The 24,720-nt window shown below is 64.8% G+C and carries 21 protein-coding genes; 12 read left to right on the top strand and 9 right to left on the bottom strand.

Annotation, left to right across the window (positions count from 1 at the left end; translation table 11 throughout):
• The first annotated feature begins 20 nt into the window (after window positions 1-20).
• Window positions 21-1,493, top strand: a complete 1,473-nt coding sequence (locus APT63_09985) for a ubiquinone biosynthesis protein UbiD (protein ID AMA45930.1) — start codon at window positions 21-23, stop codon at window positions 1,491-1,493.
• A 70-nt stretch (window positions 1,494-1,563) separates the two neighbouring features.
• On the opposite strand, the gene APT63_09980 is transcribed toward APT63_09985, so the two are convergent.
• From APT63_09980 to APT63_09955, 6 genes are all read right to left on the bottom strand, one after another.
• Window positions 1,564-3,309, bottom strand: a complete 1,746-nt coding sequence (locus tag APT63_09980) for a hypothetical protein (GenBank protein ID AMA45929.1) — start codon at window positions 3,307-3,309, stop codon at window positions 1,564-1,566.
• 196 nt (window positions 3,310-3,505) lie between these two features.
• Window positions 3,506-4,996 (bottom strand): aldehyde dehydrogenase, encoded by a 1,491-nt coding sequence (locus APT63_09975; GenBank protein ID AMA45928.1) that lies wholly within the window; start codon window positions 4,994-4,996, stop codon window positions 3,506-3,508.
• 12 nt (window positions 4,997-5,008) lie between these two features.
• Window positions 5,009-5,902 carry a dihydrodipicolinate synthase family protein gene (locus APT63_09970; protein AMA45927.1) on the bottom strand — a complete coding sequence of 298 codons (894 nt, stop codon included), beginning with the start codon at window positions 5,900-5,902 and terminating at the stop codon, window positions 5,009-5,011.
• Between the two features lie 66 nt (window positions 5,903-5,968).
• Window positions 5,969-7,297 (bottom strand): metabolite transporter, encoded by a 1,329-nt coding sequence (locus APT63_09965; protein AMA45926.1) that lies wholly within the window; start codon window positions 7,295-7,297, stop codon window positions 5,969-5,971.
• Between the two features lie 186 nt (window positions 7,298-7,483).
• The gene (locus tag APT63_09960; GenBank protein AMA45925.1) at window positions 7,484-8,803 is read right to left on the bottom strand and encodes an oxidoreductase; all 1,320 of its coding nucleotides are present in this window, start codon (window positions 8,801-8,803) and stop codon (window positions 7,484-7,486) included.
• A 95-nt stretch (window positions 8,804-8,898) separates the two neighbouring features.
• Window positions 8,899-9,615 carry a GntR family transcriptional regulator gene (locus APT63_09955; GenBank protein ID AMA45924.1) on the bottom strand — a complete coding sequence of 239 codons (717 nt, stop codon included), beginning with the start codon at window positions 9,613-9,615 and terminating at the stop codon, window positions 8,899-8,901.
• A 403-nt stretch (window positions 9,616-10,018) separates the two neighbouring features.
• Here APT63_09955 and APT63_09950 point away from each other — a divergent pair, with 403 nt between their 5' ends.
• From APT63_09950 to APT63_09930, 5 genes are all read left to right on the top strand, one after another.
• Window positions 10,019-10,870 carry a glycine/betaine ABC transporter gene (locus APT63_09950; GenBank protein AMA45923.1) on the top strand — a complete coding sequence of 284 codons (852 nt, stop codon included), beginning with the start codon at window positions 10,019-10,021 and terminating at the stop codon, window positions 10,868-10,870.
• 73 nt (window positions 10,871-10,943) lie between these two features.
• Complete coding sequence (locus APT63_09945; protein ID AMA45922.1) at window positions 10,944-12,053, top strand: glycine/betaine ABC transporter; 1,110 nt, start codon at window positions 10,944-10,946, stop codon at window positions 12,051-12,053.
• Complete coding sequence (locus tag APT63_09940) at window positions 12,050-12,907, top strand: ABC transporter permease (protein ID AMA45921.1); 858 nt, start codon at window positions 12,050-12,052, stop codon at window positions 12,905-12,907. Before APT63_09945 ends, APT63_09940 begins: the two co-directional genes overlap by 4 nt.
• Window positions 12,894-13,745, top strand: coding sequence for an ABC transporter permease (locus tag APT63_09935; GenBank protein AMA45920.1), 852 nt, complete (start codon window positions 12,894-12,896; stop codon window positions 13,743-13,745). The genes APT63_09940 and APT63_09935 overlap by 14 nt, the downstream gene beginning before the upstream one ends.
• Window positions 13,746-13,811: 66 nt before the next feature.
• Window positions 13,812-14,855 carry an AraC family transcriptional regulator gene (locus APT63_09930; GenBank protein AMA45919.1) on the top strand — a complete coding sequence of 348 codons (1,044 nt, stop codon included), beginning with the start codon at window positions 13,812-13,814 and terminating at the stop codon, window positions 14,853-14,855.
• A gap of 303 nt (window positions 14,856-15,158) precedes the next feature.
• On the opposite strand, the gene APT63_09925 is transcribed toward APT63_09930, so the two are convergent.
• On the bottom strand, window positions 15,159-16,061 hold the full coding sequence (locus APT63_09925; GenBank protein ID AMA45918.1) for a hypothetical protein: 903 nt from the start codon (window positions 16,059-16,061) through the stop codon (window positions 15,159-15,161).
• A gap of 421 nt (window positions 16,062-16,482) precedes the next feature.
• On the opposite strand from APT63_09925, the gene APT63_09920 reads away from it, so the two are divergent.
• From APT63_09920 to APT63_09905, 4 genes are all read left to right on the top strand, one after another.
• Window positions 16,483-17,460, top strand: a complete 978-nt coding sequence (locus APT63_09920) for an AraC family transcriptional regulator (protein ID AMA45917.1) — start codon at window positions 16,483-16,485, stop codon at window positions 17,458-17,460.
• Window positions 17,461-17,979: 519 nt separating this feature from the next.
• The gene (locus APT63_09915) at window positions 17,980-18,528 is read left to right on the top strand and encodes an Isochorismatase (protein ID AMA45916.1); all 549 of its coding nucleotides are present in this window, start codon (window positions 17,980-17,982) and stop codon (window positions 18,526-18,528) included.
• Window positions 18,529-18,767: 239 nt separating this feature from the next.
• A complete protein-coding gene (locus APT63_09910; protein AMA45915.1) occupies window positions 18,768-19,892 on the top strand; it encodes an alkene reductase in 1,125 nt (374 codons plus the stop codon).
• Between the two features lie 107 nt (window positions 19,893-19,999).
• On the top strand, window positions 20,000-20,305 hold the full coding sequence (locus tag APT63_09905; protein ID AMA47852.1) for an ArsR family transcriptional regulator: 306 nt from the start codon (window positions 20,000-20,002) through the stop codon (window positions 20,303-20,305).
• An 8-nt stretch (window positions 20,306-20,313) separates the two neighbouring features.
• Here the strand turns inward: APT63_09905 and APT63_09900 are convergent, their stop codons facing one another.
• Together APT63_09900 and APT63_09895 are read right to left on the bottom strand one after the other, a co-directional pair.
• Complete coding sequence (locus APT63_09900; GenBank protein ID AMA45914.1) at window positions 20,314-21,270, bottom strand: ABC transporter substrate-binding protein; 957 nt, start codon at window positions 21,268-21,270, stop codon at window positions 20,314-20,316.
• Window positions 21,271-21,286: 16 nt separating this feature from the next.
• Complete coding sequence (locus APT63_09895; GenBank protein ID AMA45913.1) at window positions 21,287-22,252, bottom strand: sulfonate ABC transporter substrate-binding protein; 966 nt, start codon at window positions 22,250-22,252, stop codon at window positions 21,287-21,289.
• Between the two features lie 180 nt (window positions 22,253-22,432).
• Here APT63_09895 and APT63_09890 point away from each other — a divergent pair, with 180 nt between their 5' ends.
• Entirely contained in the window at window positions 22,433-23,320 is an 888-nt protein-coding gene (locus tag APT63_09890; protein AMA45912.1) for a LysR family transcriptional regulator, read from the top strand.
• Between the two features lie 201 nt (window positions 23,321-23,521).
• Complete coding sequence (locus tag APT63_09885; GenBank protein ID AMA45911.1) at window positions 23,522-24,655, top strand: acyl-CoA dehydrogenase; 1,134 nt, start codon at window positions 23,522-23,524, stop codon at window positions 24,653-24,655.
• The last annotated feature ends 65 nt before the right edge of the window (window positions 24,656-24,720 follow it).

Here is a 24,720-nt window from a genome sequence, read left to right as displayed (position 1 = left end):
TTTCAATGGAGCCTGAAAGCATGCCGTATTTCGACAATTTGAGGGATTATCTGACCGCCCTGGACGCCTTGGGGGATGTCATGCACATCCACCGGGAAGTCGACGGCGATCTGGAACCGGGCGCCATCACCCGGCGCAGCTACGAGATCCGCTCGCCAGCGCCGTTGTTCGAGAACATTCGGGGCGTGGCGCCGGGTTTCCGTATCCTCGGTGCGCCCGCCGCGCTGTGCTCTCGGCCCGACATGCCCTATGCCCGTGTCGCCCTCTCGCTGGGGTTGCCCGCGCAGTCCACGGGCCCTGCCATCGTCAACGCCCTCGCCGCCACGCGCCGGGTGCCCTACATCAAGCCGGTACGCGTGGAGGCCGGGCACGCCCTCAGCCAACAGCACGTCCTGCGCGGTGAGCAGGCGACGCTGGACCGCTTTCCCATCCCGTTCGCCCATGACCATGACGGCGGACGCTACGCCAACACCTGGGGCACGCTGATCGTCAAGACGCCCGATGGCCGCTGGGTGAACTGGTCCATCGCACGGGTCATGAAGGTCGACGGCAAGCGCATGGTCGGCCTGATGGTGCCCAGCCAGCACATCGGGCAGATCTGGGGCGAGTGGGTCGCCTTGGGCAAACCGATGCCCTATGCCCTGGTGCAGGGGCCAGCCCCGGCGATCTCGTGCCTGTCCGGCATGCCGCTGCCCGCCGAGGTGGACGAAGCCGACTTCGTCGGTGCACTGGCGGGCGAGCCGGTGAAACTGGTCAAGGCCATCAGCGTCGATCTCGACGTCCCGGCATCGGCTGAAATCGTCATCGAAGGGCATGTCTCCCTCGAGCGCGACTGCCTGGAAGGCCCTTACGGCGAGTATGGCGGGTACCTGGGCACCGGCTCTTCCGCCCAGCCGACCTTCCATGTCGAGACCATCACCCACCGCGAAGATCCGATCTGGCCGCTGGTGGTCGCCGGGCGGCCCACGGACGAGTCGCACACCGTCTGGGCGATCGGCATCGCCGCCGACGCCTTGAGCCGGCTGCAAGACGCTGGGTTGCCCATCACTACCGTCTGGGCGCCCGAGCCGGCGGCCGTGCACTGGTTCCTGGCAGTCGCGCCACGGGACTGGCGGCAACGCTTGCCAGGCGTCTCCAGCGAGGCCTTCGCCCAGCGCGTAGGCGAGGTGCTGTTCAACACCGATGCGATGCTGTTCGTGCCGCAGATCTACCTGGTGGACGACGACATCGATCCGACCTCCATCGACGATGTGGTCTGGGCGTTGGCTACACGCGTACACCCCACGGGTCGCCGCGCGGTGTTCGAAGACCAGCCCATCGTGCGTCTGCCGCAATGCTATCGGGAGGCGGAGTACGAAGCGCGTCGTGGCCCCAAGGTGGTCTTCGACACGCTCCAGCCTGAAGACAGGCACCTGCATGCCTCGTTCGAGCAGGCGTATCCCGAGGCGCTGCGGCAGCGCATCCTGGCGAACTGGCCGACACAGACCTCGTAACACCCCTTCGAGCCCGCGCCGTCGTCACTGGCCGTGCGGGGTCAGCGCTCACGCCAGGCCGAGGGCGATCTCAGCAGTCGAGACGAAGATCACTGGCCGGGACGACGGCACACAACAGCGCCTGCCTTGACCGACCCCTGGCTGGGCCGGTCAGCGTGAACACCTCGCCCTCCAGCAGCGTGCACGCGCAGGTCTGGCACAGCCCGGCGCGGCAATGGGCCGGTCTCACGAGGCCTTTGGCTTCGGCAAAGTTCAAGAGCGTCCCGTCCGCCGGATGCCAGACGGCAGAGAACCCCGAGCGGCCAAAGGTCACGGTGAAGGGGCCGGCTTCGGGAATCGGGCGCATCTCTACCGCGGTATCCGGCGTTGCGAAACTGTCCATGTGCACACGTTCGACGCTGTCGACGCGCTCCGCACAAGCCAGGACCTGGGCCTGGAAACCCTCGGGCCCGCAGACATGGATGGCCGCGCCACGGGCGGCTGCGTCGGCGATCAACGCATCGATGGCCGGCCGGCCCGCCACCGCACCTTCGATGCCCTCGGCGCCCTGGGTCACGTGCAGCGTGGCAGTCCCGGCTGCCAGCCGTCTCAGCAGCGCGGTCACCTCGGCCCACAGCGCCAGCTCGTCAGCGGTGCGCACACTGTGCACGACCTGCACGGGCCGGTCGTAGCCGGCGTCGACGAGCGCTTGCAGCTTGGTGATCGTCGGCGTGATGCCGATGCCTGCCGTGAGAAACAGATTCGCGGGGCTCTGGAGATCGATACTGGAGGGGCCGAAGGGCCCGCTCAACTGCAGCGACTGACCGACCCGCAGGGCATGGAGGGCCCTGGAGCCGACACCCTCGCCCTGCTTCACGGTCAGGCGCAGCCGATTGCCCTCGATGCCCGAGACGGTATAGCGCCGCCAGGCGCCCTCCGCCGTCAGCCGATGCAACGCGACATGCTGGCCCGCCACGAAATCGGCCAACGAGCCCAGCCCGGCGAGACTGTCCTGCAGCCAGACCGAGCGAATGCCCTGTGCCTCTTCGACGATGTCGACGACCTCGACAGGGCGTGGCCACGAGACCAGGGCAGGCGCCTTCGGCACCCGTGTCGCGATGGCCAATGGTGCAGGATAGGGGTGTTGCGTCGGGTTGACCGCATCGCCAGGCGCCAGCTCCCCTGGGCGCTCGACGCGCGCATACACACCGCAATACAGATGCCCGAAATACCGATTGAGCTGCGCCGGCAGGTTCACATCCAGCGCCCCCGTCTGCGGGTTCACCGACGTGGCGCTGCAGCGCTTGGTGGGACGGACGATCGACAGCCGGGCCTGGCCGATGTCGACCCCCCTGCCCAGCCAGTCGAACTCCGAAAACGGTTCGGCCTCGATGTACAGGTTGGCCCGAAAGCGCATGGGGTCCAGCGGCATGCCCAGCGCCGTGGACAAGGCCTGCACCGTGCGGACGTTGATGATCGACAGGGCCGAATCGTCGAAGTCCCAGTGCCCAAGGCCATCCTCGCGCTGAATGACCTGGGTGTGCGCACCGAAGCGTTCGGCGAGCCTCTCAGGGTCAGTCAACAGGTCACCGGCACTGGCTGCCCTTCGCTCATGGAGGGTGGCCGACCCCTCGCGACGCCCAGGCACGAAGTGCACCAGTTCCGGGTTGGTGGTCAGTTGCTGGAAGGGGGCGGCCCCTTCGGGCGCTCCACTGCGGGTGATGCCTACGACACGATCACCGGGAATACCCTGCCCGCAGACCAGTGAAACACGGTCGAGCGATTCGCCTTCGAAGCCTTTTATGGGGTAGCGGAACAGCGAAACCACATGCGCCATCGGTCATGCCCTCCTCACGGTAGCGACCTGACGGAGTCTAGCGGCACTGACGCCTTGCAGCGTCGGCGATCGCGCTCATCCCCCAGATGCTAAGAAGCCACTGCCCAGGGGGGCAGTGGCCAGTTGCGCGCCGAACTCCGTCAGAACAGCGCAGCGTGTGCGGGCGCACGCAGCCAGGCTGCAGGCGCCCTACCCGTCACGAAGCGTTGATCCAGATGGTCTTCAGCTCCGTGTACTGGTCATGGGCCCAGATGGACTTGTCACGTCCACCAAAGCCGGACTCCTTGTAACCCCCGAACGGCGTGGTCACATCCCCCTCGCCGAAGCAGTTGACCGTCACCACGCCCGCGCGGATCTCGCGCGACAGGCGCAGCGCGTTGCGCAGGCTGCCGGTGTAGGCCGAGGCAGCCAGGCCGTAGACGGTGTCGTTGGCCAGTTCGATGGCCTCGTCGATCGTCGAGAAGCTGGTGACGCTCAGCACGGGGCCGAAGATCTCTTCGACGAACAGTTTGCTGTCACGGCCCACGTTGTCGACGATGGTCGGCTGCACGAACACGCCTTGTTCGGTCTCGCCGCCTTGAACGATGCTGAGTTTCTGCTCGGCAGCGTAGTCCAGGTACGACTTGACCTTCTCGAAGTGCGACTTGCTGACCATGGCCCCCAGGCGGTTGTCCGGGTCGAGCGGGTCGCCCAGCTTCCAGTCCTTCAGGTGCTTGGCCATCAGGCCCAGCAGCTCGTCCTTGACGTCCTTGTGGACGATCAGGCGCGAGGACGCCGAGCAGTTCTCGCCCATGTTCCAGAACGCACCGGCGGTGACGAACTGGGCCACCTCGTCCAGGTCTTCGCAGTCGTTCATGACCACGGCCGGGTTCTTGCCCCCCAACTCCAGGACGATGCGCTTGAGGTTGGACTCGGCGGCGTACTTGAGGAACAGGCGGCCGGTGTCGGTGGAGCCGGTGAAGCTCACCATCGGGATGTCCATGTGGCGGCCGATGGCCTCGCCCACTTCACGACCGCCGCCAGGCACCAGGTTGAACACGCCGGCCGGAATGCCCGCCTCGTGGGCCAGCTCGGCCACGCGCAGGGCGCTGAGGGTGGTTTCCTTGGCCGGTTTGACCACGATCGAGCAGCCGGCGGCCAGCGATGGAGCGATCTTCCAGGCCAGCATCAGCAGCGGGAAGTTCCACGGCAGGACCAGGCCGACCACGCCGATGGCTTCACGCACCACCATGGTCACGGCAGCGTGGCCGGTCGGGGCGGTAGCGTCGTAGATCTTGTCGATCAGCTCGGCGTGCCAGCGGATGGTGTGGATGGTTTCCGGCACGTCGACGGTCTGGCACTCGCTGACCGGCTTGCCGCTGTCCAGGGCCTCGAGCACCGCCAGTTCATGGGCGTTGTCTTCGAGCAGCTGGGCGAACTTCTGCAGCACGTGCTTGCGGTCGTTCGGCTGCATCTTCGACCAGGTGCCGGCCTCGAACACGCGCTTGGCCGCGGCCACGGCGACGTTCACGTCGTTGACGTCGCAGGCGGCGACTTCGGCCAGCTGCTGGCCGGTGGCCGGGTTGGTGGTGACGAAGGTGCGGCCCGACTGGGCATCGCGGAACTGGCCGTCGATGAACGCCTGGGTGCGCAGTTGCAGGTCGGCGGCGATCGCCGCGTAGCCTTCTTTACTCAGCAATTCAGTCATGTTCAGGGCTCCTTAGTGGATCTGGGCGATGGTGGCCTTGAGTTCGGTGACCACGCGCTGCAGTTCCTGCTTCTCGGCAGCGTCCAGGTCGGACAGCGGCTTGCGCACGCCACCGGTGCTCAGGCCGTTCAGGGCGACACCGTTCTTGATGGCCTGGACGAACTTGCCGCCTTCGAGGAAGTCCATCAGCGGCATCATGGCGGCCATGATCTTGCGGCCCTTGTCGAAGTTCTTCTCGATCACGCAGGCCTCGTACAGGGCCACGTGCTCGCGTGGGATGAAGTTGGAACCGGCGCAGACCCAGCTCTTGGCGCCCCAGGCGAAGAACTCCAGGGCCTGGTCGTCCCAGCCGCAGGACAGCTGGATGTTCGGGCGGTGGATGGCCAGGCGGTGCAGTTGCGCCATGTCACCGGAGCTTTCCTTGATGGCGACGACGTTCTTGACGTCGGCAATGGCGTCGAAGAAGGCCTCGCCCATGCTCATGCTCATGCGGCCCGGGTAGTTGTAGAGCATGATCGGCAGGCCGGCAGCCGCGTCGACGGCTTTGACGTGATCGGCGATTTCCTGCTGGGTCGGCAGCGCGTAGGGCGGTGTGCCGACCAGCAGTGCGTCGGCCTTGATCTCCTTGGCGTGCTGGGCGAACGTCACGGCGTCTTCGGTGCGGATGCCCCCGGTACCGACGATCAGCGGCAGGCGGCCGTTGAGCACGTCTTTGGCCTGGGCGGCGAGATCGAGGCGCTCTTGGGTGGTGTGGGCGTAGTACTCGCCGGTGGAGCCGCCGATGATCACGCCATGGACCTTCGATTCGACCAGGTACTCGAGTACGTTGGCGAACGCGGCCTTGTCGATCGAGCCGTCCGCAGCCAGCGGAGTGATTGCCGGAGTGTAAATGCCTTCGAATTTCACGGTAGGTGCTTCCTGTTCAGGGTGTTGAAGACCGCGACGCCGGGCGCCGCGACGGGGTACGGGGCCTCAGGCGAGCGAGGCGGCCTGTTGCAGGTTCATCGAGCGGGTTTCCGGGGCCAGGGCCAGCGAGAAGGCCAGGCCGACGAAGGTGACCGCAGCGGCGGCGTACATGGTGGCGCTGATGCCGTAGCTATCCAGGGCCATGGGCACCAGCCAGGTGCCGACGGCGGCCCCGATCCTCGACATCGATGTGCCCACGCCCACGGCGCCGGCACGGATCTCGGTGGGGAACAGTTCATTGGGATAGACCAGTTGCAGCACCTGGGCACCGCCGATGAACAGTGCGTAGGCACCGAACAGCGCCAGGATCAGCATCTCGGAGCCGTTGCTGAAGGCGCCCAGGCCCAACAAGGCCAACCCCGACCAGAAGAAGCTGTGCAGCAGCGTGGTCCGCCGTCCCACCCCGTTGAGCAGGCGGGTGGCGACGATGCAGCCGACCACGAACAGGCAGGTGATGGCGACCGAGCCGATCGAGGCCCAGTCCCCTTTGAGGTTGAGCGCGCCGAGCACTTTCGGGGCGAAGGCGTAGACGGCGAAGACCGGAATCACCGAGCACGTCCAGAACATGGTGACGAACAGCATGCGCTTGCCATAGCCGGAGTGCAGCAGGCTGAGGAACGACAGTGAGCGCGTCTTCGGCTCCTCCGGCAGGTTGCGCAAGGAGAAGTCATTGCCATACACGCGCTTGATCACCTGCTCGGCCTCGGCCTCGCGACCTTTGCTGATTAGCCAGCGCGGCGACTCTGGCGTGCCCAGGCGCAGGGCGAACAACACGCCACCGATCACGGCGGCGCTGGCCAGCACCAGGCGCCAGGCCTCGTCGCCGCCATGATGGAGGATGGCCTCGCCGACCATGTAGGCCAATGCCGCACCGGCAAACCACAACACGGTCAAGGTGGCCAGGCGCGGGCCGCGGTTCTTCTTCGGCAGAAACTCCACCAGCAGCGAGGTGGCCACGGGGTATTCGATGCCGACCGCGATGCCGATGGCGAACCGCAACAAGAACAGGGCCAGTGCCGACTCGACCCAGAACTGCGCGATGGAGGACAGGATGAACAGGGCCGGCCCGACGAAGAACACGCGTTTGCGGCCGAACCGATCGGTTAGCCAGCCGCCGAAGAAGCCGCCGAAGAAAATGCCGATCAGCGCCGATGCGGCGATCATGCCTTGCCAGAAACTGGTGAGCCCGAGCCCGACGGACATCTGGGCCATGGCCACGCCCACGATACTCAGTACATAACCATCGACGAACGATCCGCCGCCGGAGCGGACGGTCAACAATTGATGGAAGCGATTAATGGGTACATCTTCGATGGATACAGTGGACATTGTCATTATTCTCTCCTGCCATGACCAAAGAACAGCCGATTGACGAACGAGCGGGTCCGCGAAACTGAATACGTCGTTCAGTTCCGTCGTGCCGAGGGAAAGCCTCGACCGTCAACAGCACGCAATAGATACTGCAGGCCAGGCGTATCAGGGCCTGGCAAACATCAACGCGATCACGCGTCGTTCATGGATTCAACTTTCCTTGCCCGCGCGGTATTGCCCCCACTTCAAGTTCATGTTCAAACCCAGCGAGACCAAAGGTGCCGGTGGATTCGCACTGGGCCCTGGGGCCTGCCGCACGAAGTCGATCAGTTCGTTCTTTTCACCGGCCAGCCAGTCACCCAGCAACTTGCCGGTGGCCGTGCCTCGTGTGACGCCCAGGCCGTTGCAGCACAAGGCGCCGTATATGTTGGGGGCCAACTCGCCGAAGTAACCCATATGGTTGCGAGACATGGCCAATGCTCCACCCCAGGTGTATTCGAACGGCAGGTTGGACAGCATGGGGAAGCGACGCTCGAAGGCGTCACGGTGACGGGCGACGAAGCGCGTGAGGTACTTCTGGTTGGCGCGCCCGTCCGGGTTGAAACTGAAACTGTTGCGGATCAGCAACCGGTTGTCCGGCGTTCGGCGCACGGTGGTGCCGAACGGGTCGGCCGGGATCACGCCCCAATAGGGCTTGCCGCCCAACCGTGCCTGTTCCTCTTCGTTCATGGGCCGGGTCAGGCTGGCGTAGGTGAACACCGGCAGCATGCGCCCCTTGAGGAACCCGAAGCTCATCCCGAAGGCATTGGTAGTCAGCACGAGCTTGTCGGCCGTGATCGAGCCATGGGCATGCTTGAGCAGCGTCTTGGCGCCGTGCACGATCTCGGTGATGGGCGTGTGTTCGTACAGGGTGACGTTCGCCGGCAGGTTGTCGGCCAGCCCTTTCACCAGGGCCGAAGGCTGAATGAGCGACGTGCCCGGCGTGAACAGGGCCTTGCGGTAGAACGAGGTGCCGATGTGCGAAGGCAAGGCATCGGCGTCGATCATCTCGTAGGGTTGGTCGAGCTTGTCCAGGCCACGTCGGTAGGCCTCGAGCACGGCGATACCCCGTGGCTCGACCGCCGCCTGGTACTTGCCGCAGTGCTTCATCTGGCAATCGATCTGGTAACGCTCGACCAGGTCCTTGAGGTACGACTGACCGCTGAGGTTGAGCTTGAGCGTCGTCTTGGCGATGCCAATGTCGCCAATGTAGTCCTCGGCACCGATGTCGTGGGGCAAGTCGATGGCGAAACCGGCATTGCGGCCTGAGGAGCCGTAGCCGACTTCCTGGGCTTCGATCAGCACGATCTGATCGTCCGGGAAGTGCAGCGCCAACTGACGCGCGGCGGCCAGTCCGGTGAAGCCGGCACCGACCACGACCCAACGTGCCGCGGTATGCCCTTGGTGCGCAGGCCTGACCTGCCGCCCCGTGCTCAGGTGGTACCAGCCACACGTCGAATCGTCAGCGGGTAACGAGGTGATCTTTGTCATTTCAGGAACCAGATATTGTTGTTAGCGTCTGTTCCTCATCGCGCCCCGCCCCACTCGACGTGCTGCCGGGTGATGGCGCGGCGGAGAGCCTTACTTCATAACGTCAATGCCACATCCATGCCTTGGGGTGCCGCGTACTCGGCCATGCGCCGACGCGACAATTCCATGTGCTCCCTGGCCAGTCGCCCGGCCGTTTCAGGGTCACGCTGCTCGATGGCCTCGATCATCTGATCGTGTTGCTGACAGGCGAGCTCGAGATCGCACTGCATGTCATCGGTGGTCGGGTGTCGATAGAAGATCTTGCCCAGCCGCGCGTGGTCGATCAGCAGCCGACGCAGGCTGGGCAGCAAGTATTCGTTGTGCGCCATTCGACCGATCTCCAGGTGGAAGGCGTCGTTGTGGAGCACGCGGTTCTCCACGTCCCGTTGCTCGATGGCCTGGCGAAACCGCTCTTGAATCGCCTTGAGGCCTTCGATCTCCCGGGCCGTGGCATGACTGGCGGCCAACTGAGTGGTGGCCACGTAGATCAACGGTGCGGCCAGGAAGAAGCTGCGCAGGGAGTCGTGGTTCATCGCCGCCACACGTGGTGCCCGGTTGGCTTCCAGCTCGATGTAGCCCTCGGCGGCGATTTGCCGAAGCAGCTCACGCACGGGCGGCCGGGACAGACCGAACTCTTCGCACAGCGCCAGTTCATCGACCACGGCACCAGGTGCCAGCTCCATGCTCAGGATGCGGCGCCGCAGGGCATCGGCCAACACGCCTTTGCGGTCCAGCGGTGCATCGGCGGAGGCAGCTTCGGCAACGACTTTCATGGCGGCTTTCTTGGTTGTCATAGTGTTGTGTCTACAATTTGTATAATGAATATAGGAGCGGTTAGACAATGTGTCTACTGCTTTTTCGAGGACGTGCGTAGGGTGGGCACGTCACCACCGACGTCACATTTCTGCCTGCGACAATAACATGTCCCTCTACGACAACTTGCCATTGGCAAGATGAGGCTAAAACCCTGATGGGCCTTGAGTTCTAACGTATTCCGATCGAATTCTCTCGGTATACATAAAGAATACAATTGCATTGACGACCTTTTCCGCCCATGCCAGTCTCCCCTACGCAAGGACAGGTTCCACGGGCCGCGCAGCGTTCGGCCATGCAAGTACGTCGGTGAATTTCAACAACAACAGGGCATCCATGCCCGCCACACTGCAGGAGCTTCATATGAATCGTATCCGCAAGGCGTTGTGCGCTATCGCAATGGTCGGTCTGGGCTTGTGTCAGGCCCATGCCGAAGAGAAGGTCATCAACATGGGCACGTTGTCCTGGGAAGACCTCACGCCGATCACCGGCATCACCAAAAAAGTGCTGGAAGACGCGGGCTACACCGTCAAGGTGACCTCGTTCTCGGAATGGGGCATCGCCTACGCGGCGCTGAGCAAGGGTGATGTGCAGATCCTCGCCTCGCAGATCGACTATGTGGCGCAGGACTTCTGGAACCGCAACAAGAACCGCCTGGAAAAGATCTCGCCGGTGTCCCACGGGCTGTACCAGGCGATCGCCGTGCCCAAGTACGTGCCGATCGACTCGATCGAACAGCTCAACGAAAACGCCGACAAGTTCGGCAACAAGATCGTGGGCATCGAGCCGGGTTCGGGCCTGATGAGTGACGCGGCCAAGGCCGTCCAGACCTATGGCCTCAAGCTCAACCTGCTCGAGGGCAGCACCGCGGCCATGACCGCTGCGCTGAAATCGGCGGTCGACCGCAAGGAATGGGTCGCGGTGACCCTCTGGGAACCGACCTGGATGGCCCTCAAGTACGACACAAAGTTCCTCAAGGACCCCAAAGGCGTGTTCGCACCGCCCCAAGGCTACTACTGGATCGGCCAGAAAGGCTTCTCGGCCGAGAACCCGCAGGCGCGTGAAGTCCTCGCCAGCGTCTACGTGCCCCTGGCCGACATCAGTGCCATCAACAGTGCCGTCAACGATGGCAAGACCATGGACCAGGCCATCAAGGACTGGACCGACGGTCATGCCGACCTGATCAAGCGCTGGGAAAACATCAAAAAATACTGACAGCAGCGCTTCACCTTGCCACTGCCGAACTTGACACAAGAACACACCAGAAGACTCTGGTTCGGGTGCACACATGAATACTAGCAATGTCGAAACACTGGTCGATTGCCGCGGTGTCTGGAAGATTTTCGGAGATCGCGCACCAGCCGCCATGCAGGCCTACCGCGAACGCGGCCTGAGCAAGACCCAGATCCTCCAGGAGTACGGCTGTGTCGTGGGGGTCTCGAACGTCGACCTGCAGGTCCGTCGCGGTGAGATCTTCTGCATCATGGGGCTGTCCGGCAGTGGCAAGTCCACGCTGATCCGTCTGCTCAATCGTCTCATCAGCCCCACCAGTGGCGAGATCCTGGTCAGGGGCCGCGACATCGCCCGGTTGGACGCAGCGTCGCTGCGCGAGGTACGGGCCAAGCACATCGGCATGGTGTTCCAGAGCGTCGCCCTGCTGCCACACCGCACGGTGCTGGAAAACGCGGCGTTCGGCCTGGAAGTGCAAGGCGTGGCCAAGGGCAAGCGCCATGAGGTGGCCGGCAATGCCCTGGCCAAGGTCGGGCTGAGCGACTGGGCCAACCGCTACCCCAGCGAGCTGTCCGGCGGCATGCAGCAGCGCGTCGGCCTGGCCCGGGCGATCGCCTCGGACCCGGAAGTGATCCTGATGGACGAGCCGTTCAGCGCGCTCGACCCGTTGATCCGTCGGCAGCTGCAGGACGAGTTCCGGCAACTGACCAAGTCCCTGGGCAAGTCGGCTGTCTTCATCACCCACGACCTGGAAGAGGCCATCCGCATCGGCGACCGCATCGCCATCATGAAGGACGGGGTCATCATCCAGGAAGGCACGGCCGAAGAGATCGTCCTCAATCCGGCCGACGACTATGTGGCCGAATTCGTTGCAGGCATCTCGCGGCTGCATCTGGTCAAGGCCCACTCGATCATGCAACCGCTGGCCGACCACCGTGCCCGGTATCCGCACCAGGATCCCGAGCAACTGGAATGTGCCAGCCCGGACAGCGACCTGCACAGCCTGATCGACCTGTTGATCCGCTCGGGGCACGACGCGGTAGGCGTGCGCGAGCACGGTGCGCTGGTAGGCGTGATCAGCCAGCGTGACCTGCTGCGCGCCGTGCAGGGCGTGCCTCCCGACCAGGCCGCCGTGCAGCCGCCTCTGCCCGTGGGAGGTCTGGCATGAACCCCACAGACTTCGCCTCTGCGTTCGACGAAACCGTCGACAACGGTCTGATGTGGCTGTCCGACAATGCCGCAGACCTGTTCGACCTGTTCAACGACGTGCTCAAGGCCGTCTACCAGGCGGTCTACACCGTGTTCGAGTGGCCGCCGTTCTATGTCGTGGCGCTGCTGTTCGCCGTGTTGGCCTGGCGCCTGGCCGGCTGGCGCTTCGCCTTGGGCACCCTCCTCGCCCTGACGCTGTGCGCGATGATGGGCTTGTGGCCGCAGACCATGAGCACCCTCGCCCTGGTCCTCACCGCCACCTGCCTGGCCTTGCTCATCGGCGTGCCGTGCGGCGTGATCGCCGGGCTGTCCCCTGCGGTCAACCGCGTCTGCGAACCGGCCCTGGACCTGGTGCAGACCCTGCCACCCTACATCTACCTGCTGCCTGCCATCGCGCTGCTCGGTTACGGCACCGGCACGGCCCTGATAGCGACGGTCATCGTCGCCGTGCCCCCGGTGCTGCGCCTCACCGCACTGGGCGTACGCATGACCCCTCAGGCCTTTCTCGAACTGGGTAACGCCAGCGGCACCACCGGCTGGCAGCAGTTCGTCAAGATTCGCCTGCCGTTTGCGCTGCCCAGTATCAGGACAGGCATCAACCAGAGCCTGATGATGGCCTTCGGCATGGTGGTGATTGCGGGTATCGTCGGCTCCGGTGGGCTGGGCGAGGTGATCTACAGCGCCATCCGTACCCTGGACATCGCCCGCTCCATCAACGCTGCCATCGCCATCGTGGTGCTCACCCTGGTTCTCGACCGTCTGGCCCAGGGCCGTCACCGCGACTCCGAGGAGGCTGGTCATGGCGCTCACTGAACTGAACCTGTCCCCTGGTGCCTACCTGGCGCCGCTGTTCGACTGGCTGAACACCCACCTGCACGGGCTGTTCGCGGCCATCGGCCATTTCGTCGAGACGATGCTCGGCGGGATCGAGGCGCTGCTCCTGCTGCCGCCGTTCTACGCGATGATCGCCGGGGTGTGCCTGTTGACGGCGTTGTTCATCAACCTGCGCAGTGCCGTACTGGCCGGTGTGCTGCTGGGCTTCTGCTGGCTCAGCGGCTTCTGGACTGCGTCGATGCAGACCATCGCCCTGGTCTCGGTAGCGGTGATCATCGCCGTGGCCGTGGCCTTCCCCTTGGGCGTATTGGCCGCTCGCGTGAAGCGCATCGACAACGCGCTCGGCCCCGTGCTGAACGTGATGCAGACCGTGCCCCCTTGGGTCTACCTGATCCCGGCCGTGATCATCTTCAGCCTGGGCAAGGTCCCGGCGATCATGGCCACCATCATCTACGGCATTCCGCCCATGCTGCGCCTGACCACCCTGGGCTTTCGCCAAGTGCCCAAGGACCTGCTGGAACTCGGGCAGGCCACCGGCGCCAAGCCCGGCACCATCCTCTTCAAGATCGAACTGCCCAGCGCCATGCCCACCCTGCTGGTGGGCTTGAACCAGTGCATCCTGATGTCCCTGGCCATGGTGGTGCTGGCCGGCCTGGTGGGTGCCGGTGGTCTCGGCGCCGAGGTGACGCGCGGCCTGACCCGGATGGAAATGGGCCTCGGGCTGCGTGCAGGGTTGGCGATCGTTGCGGTGGCGCTGCTGCTCGACCGGCTGTCGCGCGGCCTGCTCAGCCGCCGAGCGAGGCCGCTGCGCGTGTAAACCTTGTCCATACGGCGGGTCGTTCCGACCTGCCTTTTCAATTGCCTGAACGAAGAGAAACACCCGTTGCGTCCGACTCGTAGTTTCAGTACCGCCCTCAATGGGCACAACGTGCGCTTCACGCCCGCGGCAGCCTCGCCCACCCGTCCACAGACGTGCGTGGGTTTTCTGCTGCTGGAGCACTTTTCCCTGCTGGCGTTCACCCAAGCGCTGGACACCTTGGTCACGGCCAACCTGATCCAGCCGCAAGCCTGCGTCAGCACGACCTTCAGCCTGAACGGCCAGCCCGTCACCAGCGACCTGGGTATCGTCATCACCCTCGACGCACGGCTCGATACCAGCCTCAAGATGCCTCTGGACCTGCTGGTGGTCTGCGGCGGCCTGCGCACCGCGCTGGTGGCCTCTCCCGACCTGAACGCGTGCCTGCAAGGGCTGGCGCGCAAGGGCGTGGCCCTGGCCGGGCTCTGGAATGGCGCCTGGTTCCTGGGGCAGGCCGGATTGCTCGACGGTTACCGCTGCGCCGTGCACCCCGAGCACCGCGGCGCCGTGGCGGAAATCGCCCGCCACAGCCATGTCGGCACCGACAGCTTCGTGGTGGACCGTGACCGGCTGAGCGCGGCCAGCCCGGGCGGGGCGTTCACCATGGTGCTGGAATGGCTGGGTCAACGACGAGGCACGGCCTTGACCGAGGGCATCACGGCCATCCTGGCGTTCGAGTCCTCGCGTTATCGGCGTACCCTGCCGGCCCCCCAGGCCAACATCAGCGAACCCTTGCGCGAAGCGATCCAGCTGATGAGCGCCAATCTTGAAGAACCCCTGAGCCAGGACCAGATCGCCACCTACGTCGGCCGCTCGAAGCGGCAGATCGGTCGCCTGTTCCAGCATCAGCTCGGCACGACCCCGGTGCGCTACTACATGGAACTGCGCATCACCGAAAGCCGGCGCATGCTGCAGCACTCCGACCTGCCGCTGCTGGGTGTGGCGGTGGCCTGCGGCTTCGTCTCTGCCAGCCATTTCAGCAAGTGCTACACCGCATTCTTTGGCCACAGCCCTTCGAAGGAAAAACGCTTCGGTTGCGTCAAAAGCCGGCAGCGCGAATCAGGTCGGTAGTGTCCGCTCGCCTCTTGACGGCGAACGGACGCTGCACTGCTAGACGGTTTCGACCTTCGCCAGCCGTGATGCCCGTTCGTGACGTCGGCTGGTGATGACCCCCACCAGCACGATCAGCCCTGCCAGACCTAGGGTCAACACGTCGTCATCGTCATCCTGATCCCTGCTTTTGCTTTTGTTAGGGGTGAGGTGCCGCACGCTGAGGTGCTGCACCGTTTCACCCTAGAAAGCGCGAACAGAGGTCAATCGACGGATTCGGTCATCCAATGGGCTCAGACGGACATCGTCCGCCATTGCCGAACGTCAGTGGGCCGAAGTCTTGCGACGCCCGCCGAGCAAGGTGGCCAGTACCACCAGCGCCGCCCCTGCGCCCATCTGCAGCGAAGGTTGCTCGTCGAACAACCACCAGGCGCACGCGATGGCATACACCGGCTCCAGAGCGATGATCATGCCCGCCGTGCGTGCCTGCAGCCCATTGAGGCTCCTGACGAACAGAAACTGCGACAGCCCGGTGCAGAACACCCCCAGCAGCGCCAAGGCCACCCAGTCGTCGGCCCGCAGACCGGCACTGCCCAGATGGCTGAAGGCGAACGGCACCATCAGCACCGCCACCACCACGTTCTGCCAGAACGCGACCTGCATGGCGTTCATGCCAGCCGTGCGACGCCGGTTGGCCACGGCCAGCAGCGCGAAGGACAAGCCCGAGGCCAGCCCCCAGAGCAGGCCGACCGTGCCCTCGTCGTGCAGGTCGAACGACGGCACGACCAGGACCAGCCCTGCCGTCACCATCATCAGCAGCATACTTTCGGTCTTGCCGATACGCTCACGGAAGATCAGCAGATCCACCAGCGCGATGAACGCCGGGAAACTGGCGAAACCCAGGGTGGCCATCGCCACGCCTCCTACCTTCACGGCAATGAAGAAGGTCACCCAATGGGCGGCCAGCAGGGTCCCCGTCAGGCCGATCACAGGCACGGTACGCCAGCTCAAGGCGTCCAGCAGGCGAGTGCCTTGCAAGCCGGCGACGAACCCTAGCGCGATGAAGGCAAACGCTGCGCGGCCGAAGGTGATCACGCTGGCATCGGCGAGGATCAGCGCGCCCAGGATACCCGTGAGGCCGAACAGCACGGCGGCGACGTGTGCGGCGAGCAAGACGTTGCGATGACCGGTGGATACACCGGTACTGGAGGCAGAAGTAACGATCATGGCAGTCAAGTCTTCAATGAGCGCGCGAACGCGGTCCGCGCGATGGCGCGCGGCGTTGGTGGAAAAGGATAATTATCGTTATAGGAGCTACCGGAGGACCGGTGCGAAGGGCGCCGCAGCGTTGGAATTGTGAGACGAGGCTGCTTACTCGGAGAACCGCGACCGTTCGCCTATGGCGCGAGGCGAGTGGTCGCGTGAATTATCGAGGCCAGGAGAGGTTTTCAACCGTTTGAAGACGACGCGGCGTTGTTCGAACGGGACGTCGCTCCGTACGGCACAGGCGCGAATACCCTGATGATCCGCAGGCGTCCGGCCTGAAGCGCCAGCGATGAGCCGAGCATGAGGACGATGCACCCTGCCGTGGATCCGGTGCTAAGGTGAGCACCGTCACTCCCGACCTGCTCAAGACCCTGACCGACAGATGCACACCCCGCCCGCCTTCGAAATCGGCCTCGTCCAGTACCCAGGGGTCCAACAGGCAGCCACCCTGGGGCTCACCGACCTGTTCAACGTGGCAAACACCGTGGCTTCTCGTTTCTTGAAGTCACCTGCGCCGTCGTTGCGCATCTCCCACTGGCAACAAGCGTCAGCGTCCAGCACGCCTGAACGGGTGTTCGACACTCAGCCGCACGCCGGCTCGAGGCTGGCCGTGCTGATTCTGCCGCCGACCCTGCAGGAGCCGGACCCAACGCCGCCAAACGCCCTGGTGGCCTGGCTGATCGAGCAACATGCCCAAGGCGTGGTGCTTGGCTCCGTATGCGCAGGGGCGTTCATGCTCGCGGCCACGGGACTGCTGGACGGCCGGCCCATGACCACCCACTGGACGTATGCGCAACGCTTGCAACAGCATTTTCCGAACGTTCAGGTCGACGTCGACCGGCTCATCATCGACGACGGCGACATCATGACCGCTGGCGGGTTGATGGCCTGGACCGATCTGGGATTGCGTCTGATCGACCGGCTGTTAGGGCCGTCCATCATGCTCGATACCGCCCGCACGCTGGTGGTCGACCCGCCTGGCCGCGAGCAACGCTATTACAGCGCCTTTTCCCCGGTCCTGACGCACGGGGACGCTGCCGTGCTGAGCGTGCAGCATTGGCTCCAGGCGACCCAGGCAAAAGACATGACGCTGGCCACCTTGGCCGCCCAGGCCAAACTCGAGCCACGGACCTTGCTGCGACGCTTCCAGAAAGCCACGGGCATGACGACCACCGAATACGGTCAACGGCTTCGCGTGGGGCGCGCACGCGAGATGCTGCAGTTCGAGACGGCGTCCATCGACAGGGTCGCCTGGGAAGTGGGGTACAGCGATGCAGGCGCGTTTCGCAAGGTGTTCACCCGTATCGTCGGGTTGACACCGGGCGCCTACAAACGACGTTTCAGCGCAGGGTTGCGATAAGCCCTGCCTCATACAAGACGCATGACATCGTCGATGTTCAAGAAAATGAGTGGCAAGCCATAGGTGGAAGCAGGCTTGCCTGCGATGCAGGCGGCGACGGATCGGACGCCATCGCGGGCAAGCCCGCTCCCACAAGCTGCTTGCGCAGTCATGCCTACATCGATGGCTGCAGAGGTCTGGGTGGGAGCTGGCTTGCCAGCGATAGGGCCCTGTCAGGCGCCGCATGCGGTCGGGCATGTGCCGAGTAGAAAAGACATTTGCTCCCACCGGATCGCTGCAGCCTGTCGGTGTAGTCATGGCTGCGCAAGCAGCTTGTGGGAGCGGGCTTGCCCGCGATGCAGGTGGCGACGGATCGGACGCTTTCGCGGGCAAGCCCGCATACACAGGTCCGTGGCAGCCGTTTTCATCGCAGCATAGCGCTTGTCGATATCAGCCCTTTGGTTGTCGTTCGCGCCTCTTCGCAGGTGCGCCGAGGGCGGCGATCCTAGGCCTTTCTCCCGTTGAAAGGAAATGAACGCCATGAACCCCATCGGTCTGATCGTCGTGGACCTGCAAAACGAATACTTGCCGAGCGGCAAGCTCCCCCTGACAGGTATCGAAGCGGCGACCGCCCAGGCAGCGCGCGTGATAGCGGATGCTCGAGGCAAAGGGATGCCCGTGTTCCATGTCCGCCATGAGTCTGCCCAAGATGACGCCCCGATCTTCGTGCCCGGCACGGCCGGTGTCCGTATTCAGGAAACCGTGGCCCCGCTGGAGGGCGAAGCGGTGATCGTCAAGCACCACATCAATGCCTTTCGCGAAACGGACCTCAAGCAACAGCTGGACGCCCATCACGTCAAAGAAGTAGTGGTGGTCGGCGCCATGAGCCATATGTGCATCGATGCCGTGGTCAGGGCCGCTGCGGACATGGGCTATACCGTCACCATCCTTCACGACGCCTGCGCCACCCTGGATCTGGCGTTCGACGGCGTCAACGTCCCGGCCTCGCACGTTCATGCGGCGATGATGGCGGCATTCGAGTTCGGCTATGGCACCGTTCGCTCGGTGGACGACTACCTGGCGAGTTGATGCACCGCGTGTCTCGCCTGCCTCGCAGCGGCCAACGAATGCTTGCGAGGCAGGCGCGATGCCCTTCTTTTGCAGGCCAAGCCCAGCGCCGCTCCCGTGTCACCCAACGTATCGGATGACACACTTTACTCCATAATATTGACATATTTCGATATGCAGAATAGGCTGCTCACCCTTCATCTGACGCACCGCCAAGCCGTCAGTCAACACATCTAGAAATCTAGATATCTGGAATCACAATGAACGTCTCTCCCCTGTTCGACCCCGTGCAATTGGGCACTCACACCCTGAAGAACCGCATTGTCCTGCCGCCCCTGACCCGCTCGCGCAGCTCGCAACCCGGCAACGTGCCCAACGACCTGATGGCCACCTACTACGCCCAGCGCACGGGCGCCGGCTTCATGGTGACCGAGGGCACGCAGATCGAGCCGCGTGGCCAGGGGTATGCCTGGACGCCGGGCATCCACAGCCGGCAACAGATCGAGGGATGGCGCACGGTCACAGACGCCGTGCATGCCCAGGGCGGTGTCATCTTCGCCCAGCTGTGGCACGTCGGTCGGGTCTCCCACACCTCGCTGCAGCCGGGTGGCGAAGCGCCGGTCGCGCCGTCCGCCATCGCCGCGACGGCCGTGAAGGTGTTCATCGAGACCGGCCCGGGCACCGGTGAGCTGGCCGAACCGTCCGTACCGCGGGCGCTGTCCACGGCCGAGGTCAAGGACATCGTGCAGCTGTATGCGCAGGCCGCCCGCAACGCACTGGAGGCCGGTTTCGACGGTGTGGAGATCCACTGCGCCAATGGTTACCTGGTCAACCAGTTCATCTCGGCGCACAGCAACCAACGCACCGATGAATATGGCGGGTCCCTGGGCAATCGCCTGCGCTTTCTGCAGGAGGTGACCGAAGCGGTGGCCGGCGTGGTCGGTCGTGAGCGCGTCGGCGTTCGCTTCGCGCCGTTGTTCGCCTCCACCGACGAGGAACGCGTCTACCTGGGGCTGGTGGAAGACGATCCCCATGAGACCTACCTGGAAGCGGTCAAGGTGCTCGAGCGGATCGGCATCGCCTACCTCTCGTTGGCCGAAGCCGACTGGGACGATGCACCGGAGCTGCCGGACGACTTTCGCCGCGACGTGCGCCAGGCCTTCAGCGGTCGCATCCTGTATGCCGGCGGCTATACCGTCGAGCGCGGGCTGCGCGTGGTCGGTGCAGGCTGGGGTGACCTGATCGCCTTTGGCCGTCCTTTCATCGCCAACCCGGACCTGCCCGAGCGCATCGCCCATCAGTGGCCGCTCAACGCGCTGGACGCGGGCACTATGTACGGGGGCACCGAGGTGGGCTACACCGACTATCCTCGCTACCCAGGCTGACCCTGAAGCGCCGCGCCTGGCGCACCTGGGCGCGGCCAATCTGGCGAAGGCTGGGAGTGGCCCCTGGAAATGTCGTACTATCGCGAAAATTCGTTTTGGCCATGACCATGAGCATCAACGTCAGCGAAGCGCTGAAAGCCCTCGACAACCCTACCCGCCTGGCCATTCTCAACTGGCTCAAAGACCCCCGTACGCATTTCCCCGAGCAGGAAGTGGACCCGGAGCAGGTGGGCGTGTGCGTGAGCATCATCCAGAAGCGCGTGGGCTTGTCGCAGTCGACGGTCTCGCTCTACCTGACCTCGCTGCAACGCGCCCAGCTGGTGACCTCGCAACGGATCGGGCCCTGGACCTACTACAAGCGTCACGACGCCAACATCGCCCGCCTCCTGCAACAGTTGCAGACGATGATCTGACACGCGCCCTACTCTGCTTCGGGCGTGTAGACGCTGACCGCTTTCGCATCCACCGCCTTGGGCAACAACCGCTCCTTGAAGAACGCATCGGCGATGTGCTGCTGTTCCGCCAGGTTGTCCCCGGTCACCGGCTGCACGTCGTAGCTGCGCCGGGCGTTGGCCTGCTGCACCGTGGCGCTGTCTAGGTTGCCCCACAAAGGCCCGAGGATCCGCGCCGCTGCGGCAGGGTTGGCCTTGGTCCAGACCCCCACCTCACGCAGCGCGTCATACACCTGCTGCACGACCTCGGGATGCGCCTGGGCATAGTCGCTGCGGGCCAGGTAGTAGCGCTGGTAGCTGGCCAGTTCACGGCCGTCGGCCAGGATGCGGGCGTGCTGCTGGCGCTGGGCACTGGCCACGTAAGGATCCCAGGTCACCCAGGCATCGACCTTGTGGTTCTCGAAGGCTGCGCGGCCATCGGCCGGGATCAGGTAGGCCGGGGTGATGTCCTTGAAGGTCAGGCCAGCCTTGGCCAAGGCCTGGATCAAGAGGTAGTGGCTGCCGGCCGCCTTGGTCACGGCCACACGCTTGCCCTTGAGGTCGGCCAGGGTCTTGAGCGGCGAGTCGGCCGGCACGAGGATCGCCTGGGCCGTCGGTGAGGGCGTCTCCCGCGCGAAATAGGTCAGTTGCACACCGGCGGCCTGGGTGAACACGGGCACGGTATCGGCCACGTCCGCCGACAGGTCGACGTTGCCCAGGTTCAGCGCCTCCAACAGTGGCAACCCGCTGGGAAACTCATGCCAGGAGACGCGGATGCCCTCGGCGTTCAGGCGCTGCTCCAGGCTGCCACGGGCCTTGAGCAGCGTCAGCAAGGTCGAGGATTTCTGGTAGCCGATGCGCACGGTCTGGTCGGCGTGGGCCAGGGCCGGCAGCACGGCGCTGACCAGCAGCGCCAGGCCGAGCCGGCGCAAGGGGGAAAGGGTCATGGGAGGGTCTCCAGGGTCAGGGTTGCGTCGCCAGCTGCGGGTCGTTCGGCACCACGAAGCCTTGGGCGAACGTGGGCGTCACGTCGAGACGCGCGTTCATCAGGCGATGGGCATGGTAGAAATCGGCCGTGGCCTGTTGCTCGGCCACGGTTTTGGAGTCGATCGCCTGCCAGCGCAGATGCCGCCGCTCGAATTGCAGGCGCGCAGCGTTCTCGGGGAAGCCGATGATCGCGGCCAGGGTCTTCGAATAGCTGTCCAGATGCTGGTTGGCCCAGACCTGTGCGCCTGCCAGGCGCGTGAGGTAGTCCTGCAAGGCGGCGCGGCGCTCGGCATCGTCCAGCGCTGCGTCGGTCGCGGCCAGGAAACTGTTGCCGCTGGACAGGCCGCGCCCGTTGACCAGCACCCGGCCCTGCCCGCTCAGTTCGGCCAGCGCGGTGTACGGCTCCCAGGTCGCCCAGGCATCCACCGAGCCATTGGCCAATGCGATCTTGGCATCCACCGGCCCCAGGAAGCGGAACTCCACGTCCTGCTCGCTCAACCCGGCCTGGTCCAGCGCCTTGAGCGCCAGGTGATGGCCGATCGAACCCCGGCCGGTGGCGATACGCTTGCCCTTGAGGTCGGCCGCGCTGTGCAAGGACGCATCCGGGCGCACCAGCAAGGCCGTGCCGTAAGGGTCTGAAGTGTCCACGGCAATGGCCTTGACCGGCGCGCCCGAGGCCAGCACGAACAGCAGCGGTGCATCGCCGATGATGCCGGCGTCGATGGCGCCGGCGTTCAGCGCTTCGGCCAGGGGCGCGGCGGCAGGGAACTCGGCCCAGCGGATGTCGTACGGCAGGTCGCGCAAGGCGTCGGCCGCTTCCAGCTGGGCGCGCATGTTGCCCTTCTGGTCGCCGATGCGCAGGGTCAGGCGTTCGGCAGCAGCGGCCTGGCTGGCCAGCAGCACGGCCGCGGCCAGAGTGAGCAGCGTCGATCGGATGGACATGGCGTTCCTCGGTGTCTGGACAGGCTGCGTCGTGCAGCCTTGGCCGAGCGACTCTAACGGGATCTAATCGATAAATTAAATTGATTTTAGGAATAACCTAATATGCGTTTTTATCCGATAGAATCCTGAGTGCGATGAGGCCAGTGCCTCGTGTACCCATCTCACCTGTGAGCCCCGCCGATGAAAATCGATGATATGGACGCCTTCGTGGCGGTCATCCGTTGCCAGTCCACCAACCTGGCCGCCGAAGCCCTGCAACTGACGCAACCGGCCATCACCCGGAGGGTGCAGAACTTCGAGCAAGACCTGGGCACCACCCTGCTCGACCGCCACACCAAACCGCTCAAGCCCACCCCCATGGGGCTGCGGGTGTACGAGCAATGCAAGGCCATCCTGCGCGAGATCGACGCGCTGCGCGAACTGGTGGCCCACGAAGGGGCGCCCTCGGGCACCCTGCGCCTGGGCGTGCCTCAGACCTTGGGCGACGTGGTGCTGCTCGATGCCCTGGCGCAGATCCGCGAGGCCTACCCGCCCCTGCGGACCCAGGTGAGCAGTGGCTGGGGCAGCAGCCTCATCACGCGCATGGAAAACGGCGAACTGGACGCCGCCGCGGCCCTGTTCCCGGCGGGCAAGATCTTCCCCGAGGGCATCGCCAGCCAGTCGCTGGGACGGATGCCGCTGAAGGTGGTGGCCGCCAAGGGCAGCGCCAAGCGTACCCAGACGCTCAAGGACTGCTACGCCCGCGGCTGGGTGCTCAACCCCGATGGGTGCGGCTTCCGCGCCGGTTTGCAACGGGCGTTGAGCGAGCAAGGGCTGCGCCTGTCGATCAACCTGGAGACCTTCGGGACTGAGCTGCAGCTGGGGTTGGTGGCCAATGGACAAGGGTTGGGGCTGGTGCCCGAGCCACTGCTCGCGGCCAGCCGCCACCGCGAGGCCCTGGACGTGCTCAATGTCAGCGACTTCAAGCCGCAGGTGGACCTGTGGCTGTTCCATCCCCGCTACCTCGGCAACCTGCAGGAGCCCGTGGAGCTGTTTGGCAAGATCGCCGGGCACAAGCTGGCGGGATGAGCCGCCGATCGCCAGGCCCGCTGTCTGGCAAGCGGAGTATGGTGCGCTTCGAGATGCTCGATTTTAGATGCGAATAACGCATAACGATTAAATCTATAAATTCATAAAACAAATAATTAGCATAGAACTAAAAAGACTTTTACAGGCCTCATCCATACGAATACGGTCTTAGCACGACACCGTCATTCAGGGATGAAACCCATGAGTCACCCCGCCGACAGCACCCTTGCCGAACTGACGCAGGCCCTCGCCGCCAACGCTGAACGTTACGATCGCACGGCGTGCTTCCCGCAGGACAACATCGACCTGCTGCATCAGCACGGTCTGCTCGCCTTCACCGTGCCCCGCGCGCTGGGCGGAAGCGGCGCAGACCTCGTCAGTGCCCGGCGGGTGATCGGTGCGATCGCCAAGGGCGATCCGGCCACGGCCCTGATCGTGGTGATGCAGTACCTGCAGCACGTCCGCCTGCAGGATGAAGCGCGCTGGCCCGAGCACCTGCGCCACCGCGTGGCCCGCGACGCCGTGCAGCATGGCGCCCTGATCAATGCCCTGCGCGTCGAACCCGACCTGGGTACGCCAACGCGGGGCGGCCTGCCCGCCACGGTGGCCCGGCGCACGGCCGAGGGCTGGCGTCTGGACGGTCGCAAGCTCTACTCCACTGGCAGTCATGGCCTGACGTGGCTGCTGGTCTGGGCCCGCAGCGACGACGCCGATCCGTTGGTCGGCGGCTTTCTGGTACACCGCGACACCCCCGGCATCACCATCGTCGAGGACTGGGACCATCTGGGCATGCGCGCCACCTGCAGCCACGACGTGCGCTTCGACGACGTGCTGATTCCGCTCGAGCACGCCGTGAGCGTCAGCCCTGCCAGTGCGCCACGGGCCGAACTCGACGCCGAAGGCCTGCTGTGGATGGCCGTGTTGCTGCCTGCGGTGTACGACGGCGTGGCCCGTGCCGCCCGCGACTGGCTGGTGCATTTTCTCAAGCGCCGCGCGCCGTCCAACCTGGGCGCACCGCTGGCGAGCCTGCCGCGGTTTCAAGCGGTGCTCGGCCGCATCGATACCTTGCTGTTCGCCAACCAGACCTTGCTCGATGCTGCCGCCTCCGGACAGGTCGCGTCGCCCCACGCCGGGCAGCTCAAGCACCTGGTCAGCGCCCATGCCATCCAGGCCGTGGAGCTGGCCGTCGAAGCGGCGGGCAACCCTGGGCTGTCCCGGCGCAATCCCCTGGAGCGGCACTACCGCGACGTGCTGTGCAGCCGCATCCATACGCCGCAGGACGATGTGGTGTTCGCTCACGTAGGACAGGCGGCCTTCAAGGAGGCAGGTGCATGAGTGCCACACCCGACCCAGGCGCCAAGGCGCAAGCCGCAGGCCTTTCCGCCTTTCATTTCCAGGCT

This window comes from Pseudomonas monteilii, from assembly GCA_001534745.1.
Taxonomy (GTDB): Bacteria; Pseudomonadota; Gammaproteobacteria; order Pseudomonadales; family Pseudomonadaceae; genus Aquipseudomonas; species Aquipseudomonas alabamensis.
This window is presented reverse-complemented; position numbering and strand designations above follow the sequence as displayed.

What these genes read in the sequence shown, in the direction of transcription:
- APT63_09985 (AMA45930.1), top strand. Translation starts at nt 21, where the DNA reads ATGCCGTATTTCGACAATTTGAGGGATTATCTGACCGCCCTGGACGCC.
- APT63_09980 (AMA45929.1), bottom strand. Translation starts at nt 3,309, where the DNA reads ATGGCGCATGTGGTTTCGCTGTTCCGCTACCCCATAAAAGGCTTCGAA.
- APT63_09975 (AMA45928.1), bottom strand. Translation starts at nt 4,996, where the DNA reads ATGACTGAATTGCTGAGTAAAGAAGGCTACGCGGCGATCGCCGCCGAC.
- APT63_09965 (AMA45926.1), bottom strand. Translation starts at nt 7,297, where the DNA reads ATGACAATGTCCACTGTATCCATCGAAGATGTACCCATTAATCGCTTC.
- APT63_09960 (AMA45925.1), bottom strand. Translation starts at nt 8,803, where the DNA reads ATGACAAAGATCACCTCGTTACCCGCTGACGATTCGACGTGTGGCTGG.
- APT63_09955 (AMA45924.1), bottom strand. Translation starts at nt 9,615, where the DNA reads ATGAAAGTCGTTGCCGAAGCTGCCTCCGCCGATGCACCGCTGGACCGC.
- APT63_09950 (AMA45923.1), top strand. Translation starts at nt 10,019, where the DNA reads ATGAATCGTATCCGCAAGGCGTTGTGCGCTATCGCAATGGTCGGTCTG.
- APT63_09945 (AMA45922.1), top strand. Translation starts at nt 10,944, where the DNA reads ATGAATACTAGCAATGTCGAAACACTGGTCGATTGCCGCGGTGTCTGG.
- APT63_09940 (AMA45921.1), top strand. Translation starts at nt 12,050, where the DNA reads ATGAACCCCACAGACTTCGCCTCTGCGTTCGACGAAACCGTCGACAAC.
- APT63_09935 (AMA45920.1), top strand. Translation starts at nt 12,894, where the DNA reads ATGGCGCTCACTGAACTGAACCTGTCCCCTGGTGCCTACCTGGCGCCG.
- APT63_09925 (AMA45918.1), bottom strand. Translation starts at nt 16,061, where the DNA reads ATGATCGTTACTTCTGCCTCCAGTACCGGTGTATCCACCGGTCATCGC.
- APT63_09920 (AMA45917.1), top strand. Translation starts at nt 16,483, where the DNA reads ATGCACACCCCGCCCGCCTTCGAAATCGGCCTCGTCCAGTACCCAGGG.
- APT63_09915 (AMA45916.1), top strand. Translation starts at nt 17,980, where the DNA reads ATGAACCCCATCGGTCTGATCGTCGTGGACCTGCAAAACGAATACTTG.
- APT63_09910 (AMA45915.1), top strand. Translation starts at nt 18,768, where the DNA reads ATGAACGTCTCTCCCCTGTTCGACCCCGTGCAATTGGGCACTCACACC.
- APT63_09905 (AMA47852.1), top strand. Translation starts at nt 20,000, where the DNA reads ATGAGCATCAACGTCAGCGAAGCGCTGAAAGCCCTCGACAACCCTACC.
- APT63_09900 (AMA45914.1), bottom strand. Translation starts at nt 21,270, where the DNA reads ATGACCCTTTCCCCCTTGCGCCGGCTCGGCCTGGCGCTGCTGGTCAGC.
- APT63_09895 (AMA45913.1), bottom strand. Translation starts at nt 22,252, where the DNA reads ATGTCCATCCGATCGACGCTGCTCACTCTGGCCGCGGCCGTGCTGCTG.
- APT63_09890 (AMA45912.1), top strand. Translation starts at nt 22,433, where the DNA reads ATGAAAATCGATGATATGGACGCCTTCGTGGCGGTCATCCGTTGCCAG.
- APT63_09885 (AMA45911.1), top strand. Translation starts at nt 23,522, where the DNA reads ATGAGTCACCCCGCCGACAGCACCCTTGCCGAACTGACGCAGGCCCTC.